16 protein-coding genes (1 of these 16 only partly in view) are annotated in these 16560 nt (G+C 64.5%); 6 read left to right on the top strand and 10 right to left on the bottom strand.

Features of this window, described 5'->3' with window-relative positions; translation table 11 throughout:
• Positions 1–176, top strand: the end of a protein-coding gene (locus tag ACXJMY_RS00400; RefSeq protein ID WP_456617339.1) for a hypothetical protein. The gene continues 415 nt to the left of window position 1, outside the view; 176 of the gene's 591 nt are visible here — the last part of the coding sequence; its start codon lies off the left edge, out of view; its stop codon occupies positions 174–176.
• A gap of 582 nt (positions 177–758) precedes the next feature.
• Here the strand turns inward: ACXJMY_RS00400 and ACXJMY_RS00405 are convergent.
• From ACXJMY_RS00405 to ACXJMY_RS00430, 6 genes are all read right to left on the bottom strand, one after another.
• On the bottom strand, positions 759–2264 hold the full coding sequence (locus ACXJMY_RS00405) for a tetratricopeptide repeat protein (RefSeq protein ID WP_456617340.1): 1506 nt from the start codon (positions 2262–2264) through the stop codon (positions 759–761).
• 183 nt (positions 2265–2447) lie between these two features.
• Positions 2448–3536 (bottom strand): TRAP transporter substrate-binding protein, encoded by a 1089-nt coding sequence (locus ACXJMY_RS00410; protein WP_456617341.1) that lies wholly within the window; start codon positions 3534–3536, stop codon positions 2448–2450.
• A gap of 182 nt (positions 3537–3718) precedes the next feature.
• A complete protein-coding gene (locus ACXJMY_RS00415; RefSeq protein ID WP_456617342.1) occupies positions 3719–5032 on the bottom strand; it encodes an NAD(P)H-dependent oxidoreductase in 1314 nt (437 codons plus the stop codon).
• A gap of 167 nt (positions 5033–5199) precedes the next feature.
• Complete coding sequence (locus ACXJMY_RS00420; protein WP_456617343.1) at positions 5200–6000, bottom strand: phytanoyl-CoA dioxygenase family protein; 801 nt, start codon at positions 5998–6000, stop codon at positions 5200–5202.
• Between the two features lie 119 nt (positions 6001–6119).
• A complete protein-coding gene (locus ACXJMY_RS00425) occupies positions 6120–6797 on the bottom strand; it encodes a GntR family transcriptional regulator (protein WP_456617344.1) in 678 nt (225 codons plus the stop codon).
• Between the two features lie 136 nt (positions 6798–6933).
• A complete protein-coding gene (locus ACXJMY_RS00430; protein WP_456617345.1) occupies positions 6934–7845 on the bottom strand; it encodes a sigma-70 family RNA polymerase sigma factor in 912 nt (303 codons plus the stop codon).
• 99 nt (positions 7846–7944) lie between these two features.
• On the opposite strand from ACXJMY_RS00430, the gene ACXJMY_RS00435 reads away from it, so the two are divergent.
• The gene (locus tag ACXJMY_RS00435) at positions 7945–8403 is read left to right on the top strand and encodes a carboxymuconolactone decarboxylase family protein (protein WP_456617558.1); all 459 of its coding nucleotides are present in this window, start codon (positions 7945–7947) and stop codon (positions 8401–8403) included.
• Between the two features lie 176 nt (positions 8404–8579).
• Here the strand turns inward: ACXJMY_RS00435 and ACXJMY_RS00440 are convergent, their stop codons facing one another.
• Both ACXJMY_RS00440 and ACXJMY_RS00445 read right to left on the bottom strand, forming a co-directional pair.
• Entirely contained in the window at positions 8580–9392 is an 813-nt protein-coding gene (locus ACXJMY_RS00440; RefSeq protein WP_456617346.1) for an alpha/beta fold hydrolase, read from the bottom strand.
• Between the two features lie 2 nt (positions 9393–9394).
• Positions 9395–10213 carry an alpha/beta fold hydrolase gene (locus ACXJMY_RS00445; RefSeq protein ID WP_456617347.1) on the bottom strand — a complete coding sequence of 273 codons (819 nt, stop codon included), beginning with the start codon at positions 10211–10213 and terminating at the stop codon, positions 9395–9397.
• Between the two features lie 139 nt (positions 10214–10352).
• Between ACXJMY_RS00445 and ACXJMY_RS00450 the strand changes: the two genes are divergently transcribed.
• A complete protein-coding gene (locus tag ACXJMY_RS00450; RefSeq protein WP_456617348.1) occupies positions 10353–10895 on the top strand; it encodes a methylated-DNA--[protein]-cysteine S-methyltransferase in 543 nt (180 codons plus the stop codon).
• A gap of 132 nt (positions 10896–11027) precedes the next feature.
• Here the strand turns inward: ACXJMY_RS00450 and ACXJMY_RS00455 are convergent, their stop codons facing one another.
• Together ACXJMY_RS00455 and ACXJMY_RS00460 are read right to left on the bottom strand one after the other, a co-directional pair.
• A complete protein-coding gene (locus ACXJMY_RS00455) occupies positions 11028–12572 on the bottom strand; it encodes an acyl-CoA synthetase (RefSeq protein ID WP_456617349.1) in 1545 nt (514 codons plus the stop codon).
• Positions 12573–12741: 169 nt separating this feature from the next.
• Positions 12742–13914, bottom strand: a complete 1173-nt coding sequence (locus ACXJMY_RS00460; RefSeq protein WP_456617350.1) for an acetyl-CoA C-acetyltransferase — start codon at positions 13912–13914, stop codon at positions 12742–12744.
• Between the two features lie 210 nt (positions 13915–14124).
• Between ACXJMY_RS00460 and ACXJMY_RS00465 the strand changes: the two genes are divergently transcribed.
• The 3 genes from ACXJMY_RS00465 to ACXJMY_RS00475 all read left to right on the top strand — a co-directional run bounded on the left by ACXJMY_RS00465 (position 14125) and on the right by ACXJMY_RS00475 (position 16536).
• Positions 14125–14727 (top strand): TetR family transcriptional regulator, encoded by a 603-nt coding sequence (locus ACXJMY_RS00465; protein ID WP_456617559.1) that lies wholly within the window; start codon positions 14125–14127, stop codon positions 14725–14727.
• Between the two features lie 54 nt (positions 14728–14781).
• A complete protein-coding gene (locus ACXJMY_RS00470; protein ID WP_456617351.1) occupies positions 14782–15540 on the top strand; it encodes an SDR family NAD(P)-dependent oxidoreductase in 759 nt (252 codons plus the stop codon).
• 189 nt (positions 15541–15729) lie between these two features.
• Positions 15730–16536: an enoyl-CoA hydratase/isomerase family protein gene (locus ACXJMY_RS00475; RefSeq protein ID WP_456617352.1), complete on the top strand. Its 807-nt coding sequence runs from the start codon at positions 15730–15732 to the stop codon at positions 16534–16536.
• The last annotated feature ends 24 nt before the right edge of the window (positions 16537–16560 follow it).

Consider the following 16560-nt stretch of genomic DNA (forward strand, 5'->3'; position numbering starts at 1 on the left):
TCGCGCAGGTCCAGGCCGACAAGAAGATGCCGGCCAAGGACAAGAAGGAAGCGATCGACGAGCTCAACGAGGCGCTGAAGACGCCGGCGCCCGCCGTCGAGAACAAGGCCAACATCGATCTCGTCGGCAAGTACTACGACAAGCTTGTGGCGGCGCTGGGCGACGACGAGAACTGACCGCCCGCTGTCATGCCCCGCGAAGGCGGGGCATCCAGTACGTCGCGGCGATGTGGTGAGAGCGAGCTCTCCAATGCAGGCGCCGTAGCGTGGGCAAAGCGACTTGTCCGCCGTAGCTCGAAGAGCGAAGGCGGAAGCGTGCCCACCACCTCTGCCTGACGCAGGAGGATGGTGGGCACGGCGCTATTGCGCCTTTGCCCACCCTACGATTGCTGTTCTGGAAAATGCCTCCCAAGCCCACTGCCGTCATGCCCCGCGAAGACCGGGGCATCCAGTACGCCGCGGCGAATGTGGTGAGAGCGAGCTCTCCAAAGCAGGCCTCTGGAATCGCCCGGTCGGAAGAACGCGCTGCGAGCAAATCAAGTCCGCCATGTCCCACTGAGCGGACCTCAACGGGCCGGGTCGCCACTTCGCTGATGGGCCAGATTCGGGCTCATGCATCGCAGCAGATTGCGTTTTATTCGGTCACCTCGTCAGCGCGGGTGAGCAGACCTGCCGGTAAGTTCACGCCGCGAGCCCTTGCCGTCTTCCCGCTGCCCTCCGTTAGATCTCCTCGTCAAGAAGTTCTAGCTCTCACCTCATTCATTGCTCCCGCGCGCCTCCCTTCCTCAGCCCATCGACAATGTCGTCGATCTCACGCCGAAACTGCGGGTTAGTTGAGAATGCATAAACAAGTTGACCGTACGCCTGCACGGTGAAGTTTGGTCGAACCTTGTTCAATTCGGCTAACGCCTGCCGTGCCTGCTCCAATTGTCCGGTAGCTCCGTAAGCCGAGACCAGATCTACATAGGCGTACGCGTACAAGTTGTTCAGATTGAGCGAGCGCCTGCATTCCTCGATGGCTTCTCCATATTCGTGCAGGTGCAAGTGTGCATGGCAGAGCCAGAAACGCCAAAGAAAAGCAACAGGATCTCTGGGACTGATGCGGAGAGCCAACTGGGCCGGGGTCGAGGCTTCGCGCGCCCGCCCGGAGACGATCAATGCGATTGCTCTACTACCGTGGGCAGTTGGATAATTCGGATCAATTTCGAGCGCAGCATCGTATTCAGCCAATGCCTCCTCCGGGTATCCAAATACAAGAATGTTTCCCTTGACCGCATGGGCCCTCGCGCTTGGCGAGCTTTTGGACAGAACTCTGTCGATGAGGTCGATCGCTTGCTTTTTGTCTTCAACAACGGACGCAGACCATCCGTTGTTCACATCTGCGGCCAAACACTGCGCTTTCCCGACCATGGCCTCAACGTTGTCCGGATCGAGCCGTAGCGCACTGTCGAACAAGTCCTTTGCCTGAGCATTTTCCGTCTTCGACCGCGCCTCATAGAACCTTGCCCAGCCGCGCATACCGAAGTCCATGGCGTCAGGATTGCGTGATCGGTCCGCTTCGCTACGGCGGCTTTCGGCCTGGATCAGTTCAATGTTGAGCGAGCGGGCGAGCCGCGCCGTGATCCGGTCCTGCAACGCGGCGACATTGGTTCGATCGCCATCGAAACGATCCGACCAGATGTCGCGTCCGGTCGAAAGATCCGTAAGCGAAACGTTGATCCGGACCTGATCTCCATTGCGCCGTACCGCGCCTTGAACAGCCCACCGAATGCCGAGTTCCTTGCCGAGCGTCTTAAAGTCGATCTGCTTGTTCTTGTATGTAAAGGCCGTTCCGCGTCCGATGACGAATGCGCCCGGCATTTGCGCGAGATCGGTCGTCAAGTCGGTCGTAATGGCGTCGGCGAAATAGTCCTGCTCCGGATCGTTGTTGAGGTTTGCGAATGGCAGGGCGACGAGCGACAGACGGGGGGCGATGTCGGGTCGCGCCGCAGCCTCCTTCTGGGTCTGTTGCTTGTCGGGAAAAACGTCCGTTCGGATCGTCTTCCATAGATTCCAGTAGCCGACGAGGCCGCCAGCGATGGCGCCGACTGCGGCAATCGAGGCAAGCGCCGCGCCGATCAACTGCAATCGTGCCCGCAGGCGACTCTTTAGATTGCGGTCGGATGGCGGTTGCCCCGGTTGCTCCTTATCGGGCGTCGCTTTGTCCGGTTGCTCGCTATCGGATGTCGGTTTGTCCGGTAGGTCGTCGGAGGCTTCCGAGTTCATCACCGTTGCCTCGCCCGGGGCCAAACGCCCGGATTTCAAACACTAGCAGATTTTCGCGGCTTCGGGTTGGTCAAGGTTGCTGACTAAGTTTGCCTCCTCCCAAGTTGTTTGCTTGGGTCACGAAAAAAGCCCCGGAGACATCTCCGGGGCTTTCATCGTTTCGCCGCTCGCGACGCTGCGCGATTACGTCCTTGTGCGCATCCGCATCATGAAGCTGTCGTAGCTGAGCTCTGCGACCTGCATCCAGGCGAGCGATTCATTCCGGAATGCGGACAGGCTCGCGTACAGCTTGTTGAAGTGCGGGTTGGTCTTGCTGAGATCCGCGTAGATCTCGTTGGCGGCGCTGTAGCAGGCCTCCAGCACCTCCTGCGGGAACGGCTTGAGGATCGCGCCGGCCACCAGCAGGCGCTTCAACGCCGGCGGATTGACGTAGTCGTATTTGCCGGTGACCCAGGTGAAGGTATCGCGCGAGGCGGTCTCGACCGCGGCCTGGTAAGGCTTCGGCAACGCGTTCCACTTGTCCAAGTTCACGACGTTGTGGCCTTGGCCGGTGCCTTCCCACCAGCCGGGATAGTAATAGTACTTTGCGACCTTCACGAAGCCGAGCTTCTCGTCGTCATAGGGACCGACCCATTCGGCGGCGTCGATGGTGCCCTTCTCCAGCGCCGGATAGATGTCGCCGCCGGCGATCTGCTGCGGCACGCCGCCGACCTTGGCGATGATCGTGCCCGCGAAGCCGCCGACGCGGAATTTGAGGCCCTTGAAATCCTCCATCGATTTGATCTCCTTCCGGAACCAGCCGCCCATCTGGGCGCCGGTCGAACCGGTCGGAATGCCGATCGCGTTGTGCTCCTTGAGGAGATTGTTGAGCAGGTCCTGCCCGCCGCCGAACAGCAGCCAGGAGATGTGCGCGCGCGTATTCAGGCCGAACGGCAGCGACGTGCCGAAGGTGAAGGCCGGGTTCTTGCCCCAATAGTAGTACAGCGCCGTATTGCCCATCTCGACCGTGCCGTTCGACACGGCGTCGAGCACCTGCAGGCCGGGGACGATTTCACCGGAGGCGAACGGCTGGATCTGGAACTTGTTGTCGGTGACCTCGGCGACGCGCTTGCAGAAATATTCGCAGCCGCCATAGAGCGTATCGAGCGCCTTGGGCCAGCTCGCGGCGAGCCGCCATTTCACCTCCGGCGACGATTGCGCGATCGCCGGCGCAGCAACGGCACTCGCGGCCAGGCCCAAGCCGCCTGCCGTCAGGAATTTACGACGTTCCATGCATTTCCCCTCTCTGTGGTGTCGAGTCCTCGACGAGGGATCGCGGTCTTGTCGCCGCGTTTGTCTTCGCCGGTGGCCGACGTTCCTTGGCGTCCGAAATTCAAATTCCCGGATCGCGGTCAGGATGACGAAAGGGGTTCCGCAAATCAAGCGCACTTTGGTTGCGCTACCGACGTAGCCTCTTATTGCTGCGCTGCGAAGGCGGCTTCCATGGCCTTGCGGATCTTCACCGTCTCGTTGGCAGCGTCGAATTCGACGTCGCTCCAGCGCACGATCGCGCCGTGCGCGACGTCATGCCTCAGTGTCAGCCGATGCGCGAGGCCGATCGGCAGCGCGCCGGCCTTGAGGCTCGCCGCCGCCGGTACCAGCTTGCCCCACACCGTGTAGCCGCCTTCGCCGTCCAGCATCTCGCCGGCGCGCAAGTCGCGTTTTGCCACCGCCGCGACGTCGCCGCGGAAGCCGTTGGCCTGGCCGGTCGGCTCGCCCCGCAGTGCGGCCGACAGGACCGAGATGTTCAGCTCGAGCCCGATCAGGTGATAGGGCTTGTACATCGCAGCGAAGCGTCCGCTGGCGTCGGTCTTCAGCCCGTATTGCCTGAAACAATCGGCGGCGTAGTCGTTCGGCGCCTCCAGCACGACGTAGACGCCCCAGCGCAGGTCGCGAAACACCGGCCGTCCGTCGCGCTCGAGCGAGGAGACGACTTCCACCACCCCCGATTGCTCCAGCACGCCGCCGCGCGAGCGCGGCCGCATCACATGCGGCAGATCGTCGACGCCGCAGGGCGGAAACAGCAATCCGTCCGCGGGCACGTCGAGCCCGCAGGCATTGGCGATCGCGGCCGTCTCGATCGCGGACTTGGTGCCGTCGAGGAAGGAGTTGAACATCTGCGGGTTCATCCCGGCCGACTGCGCTTCGCCCGCGGTGAGACCATAATGCTGCCAGACGCCATCCGGCGTCACGTCGTGATAGGTCGGCAGATATTTCGTGCCCTTGCCGGCGGCGACGACGCGAAAGCCGGTGGCGCGCGCCCAGTCGACCATCTCCGCGGTCAGCGCCGGCTGGTCRCCATAGGCGAGCGAATAGACCACGCCCGCTCTTCGCGCCTCCTCGGCGAGCAGCGGACCCGCCAGCACGTCGGCCTCGACATTGACCATGACGATGTGCTTGCCGGCCGCGATCGCGGCGCGCGCATGCTTGATGCCGACAGCAGGGTTGCCGGTCGCCTCCACCACCACATCCATCGCGCCGCCGGCAATGGCGCGGGCACCGTCATCGGTGAAGACGGTCGCGGCGATGCGCGCCGTATCCCAGCCGACGGTGCGGCAGGCCTCGCGCGCGCGGTCGCGGTCGATGTCGACGATGATCGGCACCTCCAGCCCCGGCACATGCGGCACCTGCGCCAGAAACATCGAGCCGAATTTTCCGGCGCCGATCAGCGCCACGCGGACTGGCTTGCCGGTGGCGGCGCGGGCCTGGAGGAGGCGGTGGAGGTTCATGGGAATGTTTCCGGTGCTGCAGAGGTTCGTGAGGCGCGTGTCTCCATCCAGTTCGTCATGGCCGGGCTTGACCCGGCCATCCACGTCTTGCTGCGGCGGATCGTGTCAAGACGTGGATGCCCGGGTCAAGCCCGGGCATGACGACTGAGGATGCTGCGCGAATAAGGCTACTCCGCCGCCTGGCGCGGCGCACGCGCGAGCCGCACCAGCGCGTCGTCCTCTACCGTCTTGATCGGCGCAAAATCGCGATGGGCGATGTATTCCGGCCGCGTCGGCGTGCGAATGTAGTTCGAGACCGCGTTCAGCGTCAGGTAGACGATCTTGCGCGGGTAGGGCGTGATGTTGCCGGCCGAGCCGTGCACGAGATTGCCGTGGAACATCAGCATGCCGCCGGGCTTGCCGGTCGGCGCGACGATGCCGCCCTGCTTGACGAGGCGCGTCACGGTCGCCTCGTCCAGCGTCCACAGCGGATAGGACGTGGTGGCAAGGTCATGCGAGGCCTGGAGATCGCCGGCGTTCTGGCTCTGCGGCACCAGCATCAAGGGGCCGTTGATCGGCATCACCTCGTCGAGGAAGATCGCGATGTTCATCGCGCGCGGCTCCGGCATGCCGTCGTCGCGCTTCCAGGTGCCGTAATCCTGGTGCCACTGCCAGACGTCGCCGGTGAAGGCCGATTTCGCGTTGATCTTGAACTGGTGCATGTAGACCGGCTCGCCGAACAATTGCTCGACCGGGTCGATCATGCGCGGATGCGCGCCCAGAATGCGGAACGCCTCGTTGTAGAGATGCGCGGCAAACGCCGTGCGCGGCGCGCCGCTCTTCTCGCGCCAGACCTCGGGCCGGTCGGCGTCGTAGATGCCGACCGCCTCGCGCGCGAGGAAATCGACCTCCTCCTGGCTGAACAGCTCGGGCAGGAACAGCCAGCCCTCGCGGTGGAAGAACTCCAATTGTGCCTCGGACAGTTTCATGGGTCGTCCTCCTGTTCTGTTTTTTGTTGTTCGTCGTTCCGGGGCGGTCCGCAGGACCGAACCCGGAACCTCGAGATTCCGGATCGCGCTTCGCGCGTCCGGAATGACGGCGCTTATCGCTACGCCGCCGCCTCTTCCGTCGCCCGCAATCTCTCCTCGGTCATCCGTCCCGCCGTCTGCGCATGCGCGAGCGCGGCGCGCTCGGCGGCGCTGGCGTCGCCGGCCAGAATGTGTCCGGCGATCGTCGCATGCTCGGCCCAGGCGCTGTCGCGGTAGTCGAGCTCGGAGAGCACGGTCGCCATCGAGCGGCGCATATGTGGCCATTGCGGTGTGATCGTCTCCTCGATCACGGGATTGCCGGCGAGCTGATAGATGGCGCGGTGAAAATCGACGTCGAGCGCGATCAGCTCGGGGAGCGTCGTGTTGCGGTCGATACCGCGTCCCGCGGCGAGCGCCGCATCCAGCCGCGCGCGTCCCGCCGCGTCGCTTGCCGCGCGCTGAGCGGCGAGCCGGGCGGCCAGCGCATCGATCGCACCGCGCACCTCGTAGAGCTGGCGGATGCGCGAGGGGTCGAGCTGGGTGACTTCAAAGCCGCGCCGGCCGCTCTCGGCGACGAGCCCCTGGCGATGCAGCAGGTGCAGCGCATGCGACACCGGCTGACGTGACACGCCGAGCTTGTCGGCGAGCTCGTTCTGCCGGATGCGCTGGCCAGGTTGAAGCGTGCGGTCGGATATCGCCTCCAGGATCCGCGCATAGACCTGGTCGATCAGGTTCGGAAGCGGGTCGAGAGGGATCACGCCGGTGGCTCCAACGGATGCGCAAATGGAATACGGAATTCCGTATTCGAAGGTATCCCGGGCCGGCGAGGGCGTCAAGGGCGCCCCGACGCACACATTTTTGGGTCGGCCAAGCCATTGATATTGCTTGGCCCGTCTACTGTGCATGGGGTTGTTTGCGCGAAATTGCGTGCCCGTCTCCGCGCTCCAGCACCTCGACCTCGAGCGCCGCGATCCGCTCCGCATCCGCCATCGCCTCGATCCCGGCGATCCGGTCGCCGTTGAAGGTGACGCGCAGCGCGATGCGCAGATGGCCGCCGAGGATGACCGCCACGCCCATTTCGCCATCGACCAGCGCGGGCCGTGCGGCCTGGGCGCGGCCCTTGTAGATCTGCGCAACGGCATCGGCGCCGCGGATTTCAGGCAGCACGCCGAGCCGCACCGCGGCCTGGTCGGCGCGGAACACGACGTCGGGATCGAGCACGGCGAGCAGGCCCTCGAAATTGCCTTCGCGCGAAGCTTTGAGGAAGGCATCGACGATCTTCCGCTGGCGGGACAGATCCGTCTCCGGCACCGGCGCGCCCTGCACACGCCGCCGCGCGCGGCTTGCGAGCTGCCGCGAGGCGTCGACCGAGCGGCCGACGATCGGCGCGATCTCCTCGAAGGGAACGGCGAACATGTCGTGCAGCACGAAGGCGAGCCGCTCCGCCGGTTGCAATGTTTCCAGCACGACCAGCAGCGCCGCGCCGACGGAATCGGCCAACTCCGCCTCGCGCTCCCGCGTCTCGTCCACCGGCTCCGGCACGTGCGGGCCCATCGGGTCTTCCCGGCGCGATTTGCGGGCACGCAGCATGTCGAGGCAGATGCGCGCGACCACCGTGGTCAGCCAGCCCCGCAGGTTCGCGACATCGGACGTGTCGCTGCGGCTGAGCCGTAGCCAGGCCTCCTGCACGGCGTCGTCGACCTCGCCGCGCGAGCCCAGCATCCGGTAGGCGACGCTGCGCAAATGGTCCCGGTTGGCCTCGAACTGCCAGCTGAGAAAATTTTCTTCGACGTTTTTTTCGGTCATCGGTCACATTCCCTCATCGCGATCCGTCATGCCCATGACGAAGCCAATCCGGCCGATGTGACCGGAACCTTCGAAATTCGACCGATGGAGACGACAATGATGCACGCCCGCATGAATCACCCCGTCATGGTCCTGCCCGAGGCCATGAATGTCCTGCAATCTCTCGGCAATTTGACCAAGCAGGGCCTGCCGGAAAAGCTCCTGGAACTGGTGCACCTGCGCGCCAGCCAGATCAATGGCTGCAGCGTCTGCGTCGACATGCATCCCAAGATCGCCCGCAAGGCGGGCGAGACCGACGAGCGCCTGTTCGCGGTGTCGGCCTGGCGCGATGCGCCCTATTTCACCGACGCCGAGCGCGCGGCGCTGGCGCTCACCGAATCCGTCACCCGTCTCGCCGATCGCGAAGATCCGGTGCCGGACGCGATCTGGAACGCGGCCGCCAAGCATTTTGACGAGCGCGAGCTTGCAACCCTGATCCTCTCGATCGCGACGATCAATGTCTGGAACCGGCTCAACGCGACGATCAAGATGCCGGTCGGCGTGTGGAAGGTGGCGTGAGTTTCTTCGCCTCTCCCCGCGCGCGGGGGGAGGCCGGAATTTGCGCAGCAAATTCCGGGTGAGGGGGAGTCTCCGCGATTCTAACTCTTACCGTCCTCGCGGAGGCTCCCCCTCACCCCACCCTCTCCCCGCAAGCGGGGCGAGGGAGATCAACGGCGGTGCGCTCCTTACACGCGCTACTCCGCCAGAAACGCGTTCACGGCCTCGCCATACTCCAGCGGCGCCTGCTCGAACATCCAGTGGCCGGCATTCGGGATCACCGCCGTCCTGCTGCCTGCGATGTGCTCGGCCAGCACGCGCCACATCACCGCCAGGCTTCCCGTCGTCGCGCCGCCGCCGATCAGCAGCGTCGGCGTCCTGATCGCCTGCGCGTCCGCGAGCGTATAGGGCTTTCGCTGCTCGTTGATCTGGCCGAGGAAGGTGATGGCGTTGTCGCGCAATTGCTGTTTCGCCGCCGCCGGCACGCGTCGCCATGAGCCGTCGCCTTCGATGCCTTCATAGAAGTTCTGCAACGCGCCCTCGATGTCGCCGGCCCGGATCATCTCGACCGAGCGTGCCGTGCGCGCGGCGAGCGGCGGATGCGCGGGCGTGCCGGCCGGCACCGGCAGGCTGGAATCGAGATCGCCACCGGGCTCGGCCAGCACCAGTTTCCGCAACAGATCAGGCCGCGCCTGCGCCACGCGAAACGCGATGTGCCCGCCGCGCGAATGGCCCATCAGATCGACGGGCCCGGGCCCGACCTGCTCGATGAAAGCGATCATGTCAGAGACGTGCTGCGCCATCTTGTAATCGTCGCCGACGGCGTCCCAATGCGCGGGAAAGAAATGCCGCAGGCTGACCGAGATCACGCGATGCGCCTTCGACAGCGGGCCGAGCATGGAATACCAGGTGCGGAAATCCCCTAACGTGCCGTGCACGCAGACCAGCGGCGGCCCTTCTCCCACTTCGAGATAGGCCATGTCGTAATCGTTGACGCGAAACGTCTGCATGATCAGCCCGCCAGGAAATCCAGGACCACTTCGGAGTATTTCTGCGGCGCCTGCTCGAACATCGGATGCGTCGCGTTCGGGATGATCGCCGTCTTGGAATAGGGCACGTGCGCGGCCAGCGCGTGCAGCACCTTTGGCAGCAGGCCCTTGGTCCGCGCGCCCAGGATGAACAGCGTCGGCATCTTGATCGCCTCCGCATCTTCCTTCGAGAAGGGCGGCCGGTTGTCGCGGATCTGGCCGATCAGCGTATAGGCGTTGTCGCGCAGATTCTGCTTCACCATCGCCGGCAGCCGCGGCCAGGTGCCGGCGCCCTCCAACGTGTCGACGAAGACGGCGAGGCCGCCGTCGACATCGCCGGCCGCGATCTTCTCGGCCGAGGCCGTGAACCGTGCCAGCAGCGGCGAGGGGCCGCCGGCATAGTCCGGATCGAGACTCGCATCGAGCTCGCCRCCGGGTTCGGCCAGGACAAGCCGCCGGAGCAGGTCCGGCCGCTGCTGCGCGACGCGGAAGCAAATGTGCCCGCCGCGGGAATGGCCCATCAGGTCGACCGGGCCGAGGTCGAGCTTCTCGATGAAGGCGATGACGTCCTGGACATGCTGGGCGATCGAATAGGTATCGCCGACGCCATCCCAGCGGTCGGGGAAGAAGTGTCGCAAGCTGACAGCGATCACCCGGTGCCGCTGCGTCAGCGGCCCGAGCACGCAGCCCCAGATGCGGAAGTCCGAGAGCGATCCATGTACGCAGACCAGTGGTGGTCTACCCCTGTCTTCGCCCACGTCGAGATAGGGCATGTCGTATCCGTTGACGTGGAGGCTTTGCATTCTGGGCTCGCGGAAGGGGGGCGGAACTCCTGTGCAAGATTCCCGGAAACCGGGTGGATCGCAACTATTTCCAAGCCTAGATTTAGGCGGAGATCACATTGGGGGCATGCGACAAGGACGTAAGCTCAGGAACCAAGCCATGACCGACCAGCATTTTGCCCTGTTCGACACCAGGATCGGCCTCTGCGCCATCGCCTGGGGCCCGCGCGGCATCAACGGCACGCAATTGCCGATGGGCGGCGAGGAGAAGATCCGCACCCGCATCAGCCAGCGCCACCCGGACGCCACCGAAGCCGAGCCGACCGCCGAGGTGCGAGAGGCGATCGACCGCATCACAAAACTGCTCGCGGGCGAGCCGGATAACCTCACCGACATCCCGCTCGATCTCGACGGCGTGCCCGACTTCAACCGCGGCGTCTACGAGATCGCCCGCGCCATCCCGCCCGGCAAGACCATCACCTATGGCGACATCGCAAAACAGCTCGGCGGTGTCCAGCTGTCGCGCGATGTCGGCCAGGCGCTCGGCCGCAACCCGTGCCCGATCGTCGTCCCCTGCCATCGCGTGCTGGCGGCCGGCAACAAGCCCGGCGGCTTCTCGGCGAATGGCGGCGTGGTGACGAAATTGAAGATGCTCGAGATCGAAGGCGCGCTGGTGAACCACACGCCGAGTCTGTTTGATTGAGGCTACGGCGTCGTAGGGTGGATTAGCCCGCGGCTGCGCGAAGCGCAGTCCGTTGGCGTAATCCACCACTGTCTGTCTCTGCGGGTGCAGAAGAGGTGGATTACGCTTCGCTAATCCACCCTACGAAACCATTTAAATCTTCGCCGCCGTCTTCGGCCAATACTTGTCACGCAAGTGCCGCTTCACCAGCTTGCCCGTTGGCGTACGCGGCAGCTCGGCTTCGAAATCGATCGAGCGCGGACATTTGATCGCGGAAAGGCGCGCCTTGCAGTAGGCGATCAGGTCGGCCTCGAGCTCCTTGCCGGCGCGCTTCGGATCATGCGGCTGCACCACAGCCTTCACCTCCTCGCCCATCTCCTCGTTCGGCACGCCGAACACGGCGACGTCGGCGACCTCGGGGTGGGTGATCAGCACGTCCTCGGTCTCCTGCGGGTAGATGTTCACCCCGCCCGAGATGATCATGTAGGACTTGCGGTCGGTGAGGAACAGAAAACCGTCCTTGTCGAGATAGCCGACATCGCCGAGCGTCGACCATCCCTTGGCGTTGTAGGCCTTCTTCGTCTTTTCGGGATCGTTGTGATAGGTGAAGGCTGGCGCGTCGGCGAAATAGACCGTGCCGATCTCGCCCACCGGCTGCTCGTCGTCGCTCTCGTCCAGGATCTTGATCTTGCCGACCACGGCGCGGCCGACGCTGCCGCGGTGCTCCAGCCATTCTTTCGAGTTGCAGACGGTGACGCCGTTGCCTTCCGAGCCGGCGTAATACTCGATCAGGATCGGACCCCACCACTCGATCATCCTTGCCTTGACGTCGACCGGGCAGGGCGCGGCGGCGTGGATCGCGCCCTTCAGCGTCGAGACGTTGTACTTGGCGCGAACCTTGTCCGGCAGCTTCAGCATGCGCACGAACATGGTCGGCACCAGCTGCGATTGCGTCACCTTGTATTTCTCGACCAGCTTCAAGAATTCCTCGGCGTCGAAATGCTCCATGATGATGGAGGTGCCGCCGAGCACGATCGCCATCATGTTGAAGCGCAAGGGAGCTGCGTGATAGAGCGGCGCCGGCGAGAGATACGTGCTCTCCGCATTCATGCCGCACATGTCGGCGCAGAGCACGCGCAGGAAGGCGTTCGGCACGTCGATCTTGTTGCCCTCGAACGCCTTCTTGATGCCCTTGGGCCGGCCGGTGGTGCCGGACGAATACAGCATGTCGTAGCCGGCGACCTCGTCGGAGATCGGCGTCGTCGGCTGCGCGGCGGCTTCCTTGTCGTAGGAGCGGAAGCCGGGCAGCGGCTCGTCCATCATGTAGAAGACCGGCTCGCCGGGCGCGCCCTTGATCAGGGCCTTGACCTGGTCGGCGCATTTCGGCGTGGTGATCACGACCTTGGCGCCGCAATCGGCGATGATGTAGTCGATCTCGTCCTGCTTCAGGTAACGGCTGATCGCGGTGTAATAGAGCCCGCTGCGCTGCGCCGCCCAGCAGAGCTCCATGAAGGCGAGACGGTTCTCCATCAGCAGCGCGATGTGGTCGCCGGCCTTCAGCCCCAGCGAGCGGAACAGGTTTGCGCCCTGGTTCGAAAGCTCGTCGAGCTCGCGATAGGTGATGGCCTTGCCGGTGCCGGCCATCTGGTAGGCGATCTTGTTCGGCGTGGTGCGGGCGTGGATGGAGGGGTGAGTCATTAGCGCAGGTCCCGAGGCAAAGTAACTGTCGTCCCGGCGAAGGCCGGGACCCATAACCACCGAACGCAATGGTCAAGCGAAGATGTCGCCCCAGCCCGGCATAACCACAGACGGCTGTGGTTATGGGTCCCGGCCTTCGCCGGGACGACACCTTTAACGAGGCAGCAGCTTACACCCGCTCCACGATCGTCACATTCGCCATGCCGCCGCCTTCGCACATGGTTTGCAGGCCGTAGCGCTTGCCGCGCTGGTGCAGGGCGTGGACCAGCGTCGTCATCAGCTTGGTGCCGGAGCCGCCGAGGGGATGGCCGAGCGCGATGGCGCCGCCGTTGACGTTGAGACGTTCCGGATCGGCGCCGGTGGTCTTGAGCCAGGCGGTCGGCACCGAGGCGAAGGCCTCGTTGACCTCGAACAGGTCGATGTCGCCGATCGTCATGCCGGCCTTCTCCAGCGCGCGCTTGGTGGCGTGCAGCGGCGCATCCAGCATGATCACGGGGTCGCCGCCCATCATGGTCATGTGGTGGATGCGCGCCAGCGGCGTCACGCCAAGCTGCTTCAGCCCGCGCTCGTTCACCACCATGACGCCGGAGGCGCCGTCGCAGATCTGGCTGGCGCTGGCCGCGGAGAGCTTGCCATTCTCGGCGATCAGCTTGACGCCCTTGATGCCGTCGAGCGTGGCGTCGAAGCGGATACCCTCGTCGATGTGGTGGGTGTCCTTGCTGCCGTCGGCGCGGGTGATCTCGAGCGGCACGATCTCCTTCTTGAAGTGGCCGGCTTGGGTTGCCGCGATCGCGCGCTGATGGCTGTTGTAGGAGTACTCGTCGAGCTCGTTCTTGGAGAGGCCGTACTTCTCGGCCATCATCTCGGCGCCGGTGAACTGGCTGAACACGATGTTCGGATAGCGCTGCTCGATGCCCGGGCTCTTGTAGTTGCCAAAACCGTTCTTGGCCGGAAGCTGCGAGGACAGGCCCATCGGCACGCGCGTCATCGATTCCACGCCTGCCGCGATCACCACGTCCATCGCGCCGGACATCACCGCTTGGGCCGCGAAGTGCAGCGCCTGCTGCGAGGAGCCGCACTGGCGGTCGATCGAGGTGCCCGGCACGCTCTCCGGCAGTTTCGACGCCATGATCGCGTTGCGCGCGACGTTGTTGGACTGCTCGCCGACCTGCATGACGCAGCCCATGATCACGTCCTCGACCAGGGCCGGATCGACCTTGGTGCGGTCGACCAGCTCGTCCAGCACTTTTGCGGCGAGATCGGCCGGATGCCAGCCGGCGAGGCGGCCCCCCTTGCGCCCGCCGGCGGTACGCGCGGCGGCGACGATGTAAGCCTCGGCCATGTCGGTTTCTCCCTGGATTATTCTGAATGAGTTGGTTGTCGGCGCGGATTTAAGAGGCGGCTGATCGTTTAGTCAATCGATCAATTAACTCTTGTGGGGAGGCGCTGCTTGGGCTTATCTGCGCCCGCTCGTGCGGCCAGAACAGGGATCTCCGTGACTACCAGCGTACCGAACAGGCTCCCCAGCGGAAAGAATTCCACGGCAGAGAAATTGCTCGTGGCCGCGAGCGAGCTGATGATCGAACGCTCCTCGATCGAGATTTCGCTCTCCGACATCGCGCAGAAGTCGGGCGCCAACGCCGCACTGGTCAAATATCATTTCGGCAACAAGGATGGCCTGCTGCTGGCGCTGCTCGAGCGCGACGCGGGGACGGAACTGTCCAATCTCGAATATCTGCTGGCGCAGCCGATCACGCCGACGGCGAAGCTGAAGCTGCATATCGCCGGCATCATCCGCGCCTATCACCGGTTCCCCTACATGAACCGGCTGATCCATTATCTCCTGCACGAGAGCGTTGCCGGCTCCGCGGATGAAGTCTCGAAATTCTTCGTCGCGCCGCTGCTGGATTTTCATCGCCGCCTGCTCGCCGAAGGCGTCAGCCGCGGCGAGTTCCGCGCCACCGATCCGGTGCTGTTCTACACCAGCCTGATCGGCGCCTGCGATCATCTGTTCTTCGGCCGGCACGCGATGTCTCGCGCGACCGGCGTCGGCCCGGTCACCGACGAAGTCTGCCGGCAATACATCAAGCACATGGAAACGCTGATCTGCGGCGGCATCCTCACGCAAGCCGAGGAAGCTGTCGCGGCCGGATGATCCGGCCAACTCTCAAAGTCTAGAGAAGAAACGTCCAAGGAAAGGTAGCTTACGATGCAGTTGAAAGACGTAGCCGTTCTCATCACCGGCGGTGGTTCGGGCCTTGGCGCCGCGACCGCCCGCGCCATGGCCGCCAAGGGTGCCAGGATCGGCGTGATCGACCAGAGCAAGGAAAACGCCGAGAAGGTTGCCGCCGAGGTGAAGGGCGTAGCCCTCCATGCCGACGTCACCGACGAGGACGGCATCAAGGCTGCGATCGCCAAGGCCGAAGCCGCCCATGGCGTCGCGCGGGTGCTGATGAACTGCGCCGGCATCGGCGGCTCGCAGCGCATCGTCGGCAAGGACGGTGTCTATCCGCTGGCCAAGTTCGCCCGCATCATCAACGTCAATTTGATCGGCACCTTCAACTGCCTGCGGCTGTTCGCGGAACGCCTGGTCACCATCGAGCCGATTGGCGAAGAGCGCGGCGTCATCATCAACACCGCGTCGGTCGCCGCCTATGAAGGTCAGATCGGCCAGATCGCCTATGCGGCGTCGAAGGGCGGCGTCGTCGGCCTCACGCTGCCGGCCGCGCGCGACTTTGCGAGCCAGAAGATCCGCGTCAACACCATCGCGCCCGGCCTGTTCCTGACGCCGCTGCTGATGGGCCTGAACGAAGAGGCCCGCAAGAGCCTTGGCGCCCAGGTGCCGCATCCCGCGCGCCTCGGCGATGCCGCTGAATACGGCTCGCTGGCCGTGCACATCGTCGAGAACCCGATGCTCAACGGCGAGACCATCCGCCTCGACGGCGCGATCCGGATGGCGCCGCGGTAACTCCGCCGTCGTCCTGGCGAAAGCCAGGACCCATTACCACCAGCGTGAGTTGTCACACGAGATCAACCAACGCCGGTGGTCCAACAACGCGGGCCTGTGGCTATGGGTCCTGGATCAGCGCTCGCTATTGGACAACGCTGCGCGTTGCCAAGCACTCGCTTGTCCAGGACGACGATGGGGAGATTGAGCATGTCCCAACCGCTGCTGATCGAGCACCATGACGGCGTCGACCGGGTGACGCTCAATCGTCCCGAAAACCTCAACGCGCTCGATCCCGCGCTGATCGATGCGCTCAACGTCTATTTCCAGGGCCTCCAGCGCAACCGCGACACGCGCGTGGTGGTGCTGAAGGGTGCCGGCAAGAATTTTTGCGCGGGCCTCGATCTCAAAGCGGCGATGGCGCGCCGTGCCGGCCAGCAGGAGCCGCCCGGCGTCACCGAGTCGCTCGACTCGCAGCGGCGCATCGCCGACATCGTGATGCTGATGCGGCGTTGTCCGCAGCCGATCCTGGCCCTGGTGCAGGGCGCGGCCGCCGGCGGCGGCTTTGCGCTGGCGCTCGCATCCGACATCCGCATCGCGACGAGATCGGCGCGGATGAACTGCGCCTTCATCAAGCTCGGCCTCGGCGGTTGCGACATCGGCACCAGCTATTTCCTGCCGCGGCTTGTCGGGGTCTCCGTGGCATCCGAGCTGATCCTCACCGGACGCTTCATCGGCGCCGAGCGCGCACTGGCTGTGGGTCTCGTTTCCGAGGTCGTCGACGAAGACAAGCTCGATGAAGCCGCCGAGCCTTATGTCGATGCGATGATCACGGCCTCGCCCGTGGGCCTGCGCCTGTCGAAGGAATGTCTCAACATCAGCGTGGACGCGGGATCGCTGGAAGCGGCGATCGCGATGGAGGACCGCAACCAGGTCCTGTGCAGCCGCTCCGAGGAATTTTCGGAAGGAATCAGGGCCTTCCTAGAGAAGCGAAAGCCTGTCTATATCAGGCGCTGAACCACAAAGATCCGCAAAGGACAA

This window comes from Bradyrhizobium sp. P5_C12, assembly GCF_054049735.1.